At 65.3% G+C, this 6,954-nt stretch carries 6 protein-coding genes; all 6 read right to left on the bottom strand.

The features are described 5' to 3' along the window. Positions 1 to 92: 92 nt before the first annotated feature. Positions 93 to 1,523 carry a C69 family dipeptidase gene (locus BKY26_RS08910; RefSeq protein ID WP_071690046.1) on the bottom strand — a complete coding sequence of 477 codons (1,431 nt, stop codon included), beginning with the start codon at positions 1,521 to 1,523 and terminating at the stop codon, positions 93 to 95. Next, positions 1,520 to 3,136, bottom strand: a complete 1,617-nt coding sequence (locus BKY26_RS08915; RefSeq protein ID WP_071690047.1) for an amidohydrolase — start codon at positions 3,134 to 3,136, stop codon at positions 1,520 to 1,522. Before BKY26_RS08915 ends, BKY26_RS08910 begins: the two co-directional genes overlap by 4 nt. Next, entirely contained in the window at positions 3,133 to 4,119 is a 987-nt protein-coding gene (locus tag BKY26_RS08920) for an ABC transporter ATP-binding protein (RefSeq protein WP_071690048.1), read from the bottom strand. The genes BKY26_RS08915 and BKY26_RS08920 overlap by 4 nt, the downstream gene beginning before the upstream one ends. Continuing rightward, entirely contained in the window at positions 4,116 to 5,087 is a 972-nt protein-coding gene (locus tag BKY26_RS08925) for an ABC transporter ATP-binding protein (RefSeq protein ID WP_071690049.1), read from the bottom strand. The genes BKY26_RS08920 and BKY26_RS08925 overlap by 4 nt, the downstream gene beginning before the upstream one ends. Further along, positions 5,087 to 5,965, bottom strand: coding sequence for an ABC transporter permease (locus BKY26_RS08930; RefSeq protein WP_193600178.1), 879 nt, complete (start codon positions 5,963 to 5,965; stop codon positions 5,087 to 5,089). Before BKY26_RS08930 ends, BKY26_RS08925 begins: the two co-directional genes overlap by 1 nt. A 10-nt stretch (positions 5,966 to 5,975) precedes the next feature. Then, positions 5,976 to 6,954: ABC transporter permease (locus tag BKY26_RS08935; RefSeq protein ID WP_425434476.1), on the bottom strand; the 979-nt coding region annotated here is incomplete at its 5' end.

Genomic DNA, 6,954 nt, shown 5'->3' on the forward strand with positions numbered 1-6,954 from the left:
ATGTGGGCGTCGTCTTCGCAGCTTTCTGGGCGATAGCGGCGGTTCTGAACTCTCTCGGCTTTAGGGCGCAATCATCAGGGGCCGAAACAAGCCTACCAAAGCTGCCGAAACCCTTTCGGCAGGTCCGACGGGTCCGGGACCGAGATCGCGGATGCCTGAGCGGAAAGCCCGCTGGCGAGGTCGCGCACAAGGGCGAGCGCGGAGGTCAGCTCGGCATTCGAGAACGCCGACAGAACCGCGACCGCTTCGGCCTTGTGTCCCGAGCGAATGGCCGACTCTGCCACGCGAAGATGGGCATCGGTCAGATCCGACAGCCGCGCTTCGCGTGCGGAAAACGCCGCGTGCACCGGGGCGAGGGTCTGCTCTCCCAGCAACTGCATCAGGTACATCAGGCGTTTGCATTCCTGAAAGGCCCCAACCGTGGTTTCATTGACCTGCGGCACGAGCGACACCGTATCGCTGCCCCCGCTGACCGCCTTGCGCATGTCCTGAAACCTGTGGGATTCCCCGGAGGTCAGGTAGCGATGCAGACCATATTCCGGCGACACCGAATCTTGCCCCAGAAACACCGGCGAAAAGGGCGCGGCCAGCGCGCCGCAGGCCGCATGCCACATCATCTGAAGGGCCGGATCAGGGCTGCGAACCAGTGGAACGACCTGTCCGTAACCTGCCGTATCTCCGGTCAGTTTCTCGGTGCGCACCGCCCAGATCATGTCGTCCAGCCCGATCTTTTCCGGCCGCGCCGCGCGCGCCTGCATCTCGGCCTCGATCCACTGGATGCCGTCCCAACGGCCCTTGCCGTCACCATAGATGGCATTGGCATCGAAGGGCCCTGACTCGTACCAGCCCTGATCTCGCGCGAAGCTGACGAAATTCGGGGACCACAGGAAATCGGGGTGATCCGGGTCATGCACTGGCACCTCCAGCACATAGCCGGGACGCGAGGCGCGGATGCTGTCGGGGCCAAGCCGTTCAGCCACCCAAAGCCCCTGCCCGCCCGCGAACTGGATCATCACCCAGGCTTCGTCCGCATCGGCAAAGAGATGGGAGTTGCCGCCATAGCTCGCCTCGCCATGGTCCGCGATCAGTCGGGCGCACAGCTCTACCGCGCCTCGGGCACTCGTGGCCCGCTCCAACACAGCGCGGGCCAGATCGCTGTAGTTGAATCCCCGCTGGTCCTTCGGCGTCATCTCTCGCAACTCGGGCCGCGAAGTCGACCAGACGTCGCGCACGGCAACGCCGGCCTCGTTCACGCCGCCATTGGTGATCGGCGCGGGAACCCCAAGGTAATAGGAATAGCTGACCCGCATGTGGCGCAGCGCATGCGCGACCTGCGGCACGGTGATCCGCTGTCCGGGCATGTCCGCCTCGGGGCCGACGCCCACGTCGATCACCGCCCCCTCCGGGTGGTCCGCAGCGGGCAGGATTTCCAGCCAGTGCGAGGACGGCTCATCGCCATATCCGGCCAGCCAGGCATGACCGGTGCGGCTGTGGTTCCTGCCGACATAGATTGCGTAGCTCATGCCGGTTCACCGACCCTTTTTGTGTTTCGAGCGTAGACCTGTCGACCATGCCGCCAGGTTTCGCTGACCTTGATCGTGTCGATGGTTTCAGGCCGCGTCAGCGGATTGTCGTCGAGGATCGCCAGATCCGCAAGCTTGCCGGGTTCCAGCGATCCGCGTTCCGCCTCTCGGAAGACCTGCCATGCGGCGTCGATCGTATGCGCCCGCAAGGCCGATAGCGGCGAAAGGCACTGATCCGGGCCAAGCACCCGCCCGCTTTGGGTGCGGCGTGTGACGGTTGTCTGGATCAGCTGCAAGGGCCGCGTCGGCGTGACCGAAGCGTCGTTATGGATGGTGAAGCGCAATCCCTCAGCCTCGGCCCATCCCGTGGGCGAGATATCTTGCGCGCGGTCGGGACCGAGGATCTCGTCATGATGCAGATCGCCCCAATACCAGATATGGGCCGGAAAGAAGCTGATGGTCACCCCCAGATCGGCACAGCGCCTCACCTGGTCGCGGCGCATGACCTGCCCATGAATGATCGTGTGCCGATGGTCGTCGCGCGGGTGGTGCTTCTGCGCGCCTGCCACGGCATCGAGGAACATGTCCGACGCCGCGTCGCCGTTGCAATGACAATGGATCTGGAACCCGAGGCGATGCAGTTTCCTGACCTCAGAAAACAAGGTGTCGCGCGCCAAATAAGCCAGCCCCAGATCGTCCGAGCCAAGATAAGGCGCGGTCAGAAAGGCGGTGCGCATCAGGAAAGAGCCATCGGTCAGCAGTTTGCGCGGCCCCAGGGCAATCGCGCCGTTCGGCCAGTCGCGCCCCGACCCGGTTTGCGAAAACGCAGGCTCGATTTCGGCCACGGGCAACAGGATCAGGTCAATGCCCGGATCGCCCTGCGCCGCGATCCCCTGAAACAGGTCGAGCAGCGGTTGCGCCGTCCAGGAGTTCTGCGCCAGCGTCACCCCTTGGGCAAGATATTCGCTGCGCGCCGCCGCAAAGCAGCGCGCGAAAGAGGCATCATCCAGCAGGAAATGGGTATCGCCCATCTCACCCATGGCGGACAGCCCCTCGATCCCGCCAGTCAGACGCCCGGCGCCGTCGCGCAGATAGCGCCCCCCCTCGGGATCGGCACTGTCCTCGGCGATGCCCTGCCGCGCCAAGGCCCGCGAATTGGCAACCCCGCAATGACCCGAGGAGTGAATGACCCAGATCGGGTGATCGGTGGACACCGCGTCCAGTTCGTCGCGCGTTGGAAGGCGCCGTTCGGCCAACTGGCACTCGTCGAGCGCTGCCCCCATCACCCAGTTGCCCTGCGGGGTTTCGGCGGCTTTCGCGGCCAGCCTTGCAAACACATCCGCCAGATTGCGACAGCCGGACCGGGCCGACAAATCTGCCCGCAGCAGCGAGACAATCGCGCTGTCGGGAAAATGCCCATGCGGGTCGATGAAGGCCGGGATCAGCGTGCGCCCGTCAAGATCGTGCAGCGGAGCATCGGGCACAGCGCGTCTGACATCCGACAGCGCGCCGACCGCCACGATCCGATCCCCCTCGATGCCGATGGCCTCGGGGCGGCTGTCATCCGCATCCATGCTCAGGATCGGCCCGCCGGAAAAGATGAGACCGGTCATGCGGGACAAACCTTGTCCTGCTCCCACGACGCCGGGAGATGGCACCGATGCGCTGCGGGACCTGCAACCTGCCAGCTTGGCACATCCGTTGAACAGCGCGCCTGCGCGAAGGGACAGCGGGTGTGAAACTCGCAGCCCGTGGGGCGGTTCAGAATACTAGGGGGTTCCCCCTGCAATTCGATCCGCATCAGCTGCGCGTCCGGGTCCGGTTCCGGGTTCGCAGCCAGCAGGGCCAGCGTATAGGGATGCCGGGGCGCAGAGAAAACCGTGTCGGTCTCGCCCTCCTCGACCAATTTGCCCAGATACATGATGCCCACCCGGTCGGTGATGTGGCGCACCACGTTCAGGTTATGGGTGATGATCATGATCGCGAGCCCAAGCTCGTCCTGAAGCCGCGCCAGAAGGTTCAGCATCTCGCCCTGAATGGACACGTCGAGCCCCGCCGTCGGTTCATCCGCGATCAGAAGCTTCGGATCGAGCGCCAGCGCCCGCGCGACCCCCACCCGCCGCGCCTGACCGCCGGAGATCTGGTAGGGGTAGCGGGCGGCGAATTCCGGCGGCAGGCCGACCATGGCCAGAAGCCGCCTTGCCTCGGCGTCGAGGTCGCGGCCCTTCATGCCCTGAATGCGGAACGGTTCGGTGATCAGCGACTTGACTGACAAGCGCGGCGACAGCGACCCGATCGGATCCTGAAACATCATCACGATTTCGCGGCGCAGCTTGCGGAACTGTGCCTCGGGCAGGTCGCGCAGTTCCTGTCCCCGATAGAGGATCGACCCTTCGGAAGCATGATGCAGCCCCGCTACCGCGCGCGCCAGCGTGGTCTTGCCCGACCCGCTTTCCCCGACAATGCCGTAGGTCTTGCCCTCCTCGATGGACAGGCTGACGCCCGAGACCGCGTCGATGCTGCCGGCGCTGCTGAAGACCCCGCCGCGGACTGCAAAGCGGACTACGACGTCCTTGATATCCAGAAGCGCGCTCATGCCGGGGCCCCCGCCTTGATCAGATGACAGGCCGCCCTGTGTCCGGCGGATGCCTCGGACAGGACGGGGTGTTCGGTGCACGCGTCATGGCGCTGCGGGCAGCGGTCGGCAAAGATGCAGCCACCCGGCAGGCTGACCAGATCGGGGATATTGCCCGGAATGGTCGGCAGGTTTCGGGTCTTTTCCTTGATGTGCCCCGGATCGCATTCCAGCAGCGCGCGGGTATAGGGATGGGCCGGGTTGTGAAAGACGTCGCGCACCGATCCGGCCTCGACAACCTCGCCCGCATACATCACCACGACCTCGTCACACAGTTCGGCAATGACCCCGAGGTGATGCGAGATGAACAGGATCGAACAGCCGATCTCGTCCTGCAATTCGCGCAGGCGCTTGATAATCTGCACCTCAAGCGTTGCATCGAGCGCTGTTGTCGGCTCGTCCGCGATCAGCAGCGACGGTCTGGCCATCAGCGCCATGGCAATAGCGATCCGCTGACGCATGCCGCCGGAAAATTCGAACGGGTACTGGTTCAGCCGCGCACTGGCGTCGGGGATGCCGACCAGCGCCAGCATCTCGGCCGCGCGCTTCAGCTTGTCCGCCTTTGACCGCTTGTCACGATACTGGATGTCGATCATTTGCCGCCCGACGGTCAAAACGGGGTTGTGGGTCTGCATCGGGTCCTGAAAGACCATCGAGATCTCTGTCCCCCGCAAGCCGCGCATCCGCGCCTCGGGCAGCGCCAGCAGGTCCTCCCCGTTGAAGCGCACCGTACCCGACCGCACCCGCGCATTGGGCGCCATCAGCCGGATGATCGCGGAAATCAGCGTGGACTTGCCACAGCCGGATTCGCCCACGATGCCGACGATCTTGCGCTCCGGCACGGACAGGGACACATCGCGCAGCGCCCGCAATTCGCCACGCGGAGTCCCATAGCTGACCGACAGGCCCTGAATGTCGAGAACGGTCATCACTTGCCCCCCTTGCCGCGCAGTTTCGGGTCGACCACGTCGCGCAATGCCTCGCCCAGGAAAGTGAAGCCGATCGTCGTCAGGATCAGCGGGATGCCCCCCGCGATGATAAGCCAGGGCGTGTTGCGGATCAGGCTGTAGCCGTCGTTCAGAAGCGATCCCCAGGAGGGCGTCGGCGGGCGCACCCCCATTCCGAGGAAGCTCAGCCCCGCCTCCAGCCCCACAACGGTCGGAATATCCATCGCTGCCAGAACCGCCAGTGGCCCCAGCACATTGGGCAGCAGGTGCACGCCCATGATGCGCAGGGTCGAGGCACCAAGCGCGCGTTCGGCGGTGATGAACTCCGCCTCCTTCAAGCTCAGCGTCAAGGTGCGCACGACCCGGCCATAGGTAGGGATCGAGGTCGCCATGATGACGAAGATCACCGTGTTCAGGCTCGGCCCCACCAGCGCCACCACCGCCAGCGCGAACATCACCGTGGGGAAGGATCGCAGCGTGTCAAAGAAGAGCACGATCAGCGTGTCGAGCCATTTCGGCCCATAGCCCGCCGCCATGCCCAGGATCAGCCCGATGGCCACCGCCCCGCCGATGGTGGGCAGCGCCACCTGCAACGCCACGCGCCCGCCCCAGATCACGCGCGAAAACGTGTCGCGCCCGATCTGGTCGGTGCCCAGAAGGTGCGCGGCACTTGGCCCTTGCAGCCGGTCGGGGATGTTCATGGCAATGGGATCGTAGGGCGCGATCCACGGGGCCAGCAGGGCCGAGCCCACGATCAGCGTCACGATGACCAGCCCGACCAGCCCAAGCGGGTCGCGCAGCAGGTGGTGCAGGATCTCTCCCATCTCGGAGCGGGGTTTCGGCAGCGATGTATCGGACATGGGCGGGCTCCTACTTTCCGGACCGGATGCGCGGGTCAAGGATGGCGTTGACGATGTCGGCCAGCGTGGTGGAGGCCACGAAGATGAGGGTGGAGAACAGGACAGACCCCATCACCACCGGGTAGTTGCGTTGCATGATGCTGTCGATCACCAGCGACCCGAGGCCCGGCCGCGAGAAGACGATCTCGATGAAGACAGCCGCCGACAGCAGGAAGCCCATGCCGACGCCGATCACCGTGACCGTGGGCAGGATGGCGAGCCTGAGGGCGTAGCCGAAGATCACCCGCCGTTCCGGCAGGCCGAAGGCGCGGGCGGTGCGGATATGGCCTTCCCCCAGAACCTCCAGCATCGAGGCGCGCACAAGCCTCGCGATATAGCCCACCCAGCTCAGCCCGATGGCGAGGCTCGGCAGGACAAGGTGGTGCAGCTGATCGAGGATGTCGCCGGAATCGCCTGCGCCGATGGCGGGGAACCATTGCAGGCGCACCGCGAAGATCAGCAGCGAATAGAGCGAAACGACGAAGGCCGGCACCGCGATGACCGAGACCGACAGGATGCCGGTCAGCCGGTCGCCTAGCGAATTGCGCCGCACCGCCGAATAGCAGCCGAGCGCGATGCCCAGAACCGCCGACCAGGCGATGGAGGCGAGGATCAGGACCAGCGTATAGGGGATCTGACCCAGAACGATCTCGGTCACGGCGCGGTTGGAAAAGACGTCGGTGCCAAGGTCGCCGCGTAGCATGTTGCCGAAAAACAGCGCGATCTGCACCGGCAGCGGCCGGTCCAGCCCCATCCGCTGTTCCAGCGCGGCGCGCATGTCCTCGGAGGCGCGCGGCCCCAGCATGGTCGAGACCGGATCGCCCGGAATGGCGTGGATGATGACGAACAGGGTCGTCACCGCCAGAACGGTGATCACAAGCGCCAGCCCGATGCGGCGCAGAATGTAGCTGAGCATGACCGTCTCCCCTTCGGTCCGTCGGTAGGGCGGG

The organism is Nioella sediminis (genome assembly GCF_001879695.1).
Classification (GTDB): domain Bacteria; phylum Pseudomonadota; class Alphaproteobacteria; order Rhodobacterales; family Rhodobacteraceae; genus Nioella; species Nioella sediminis.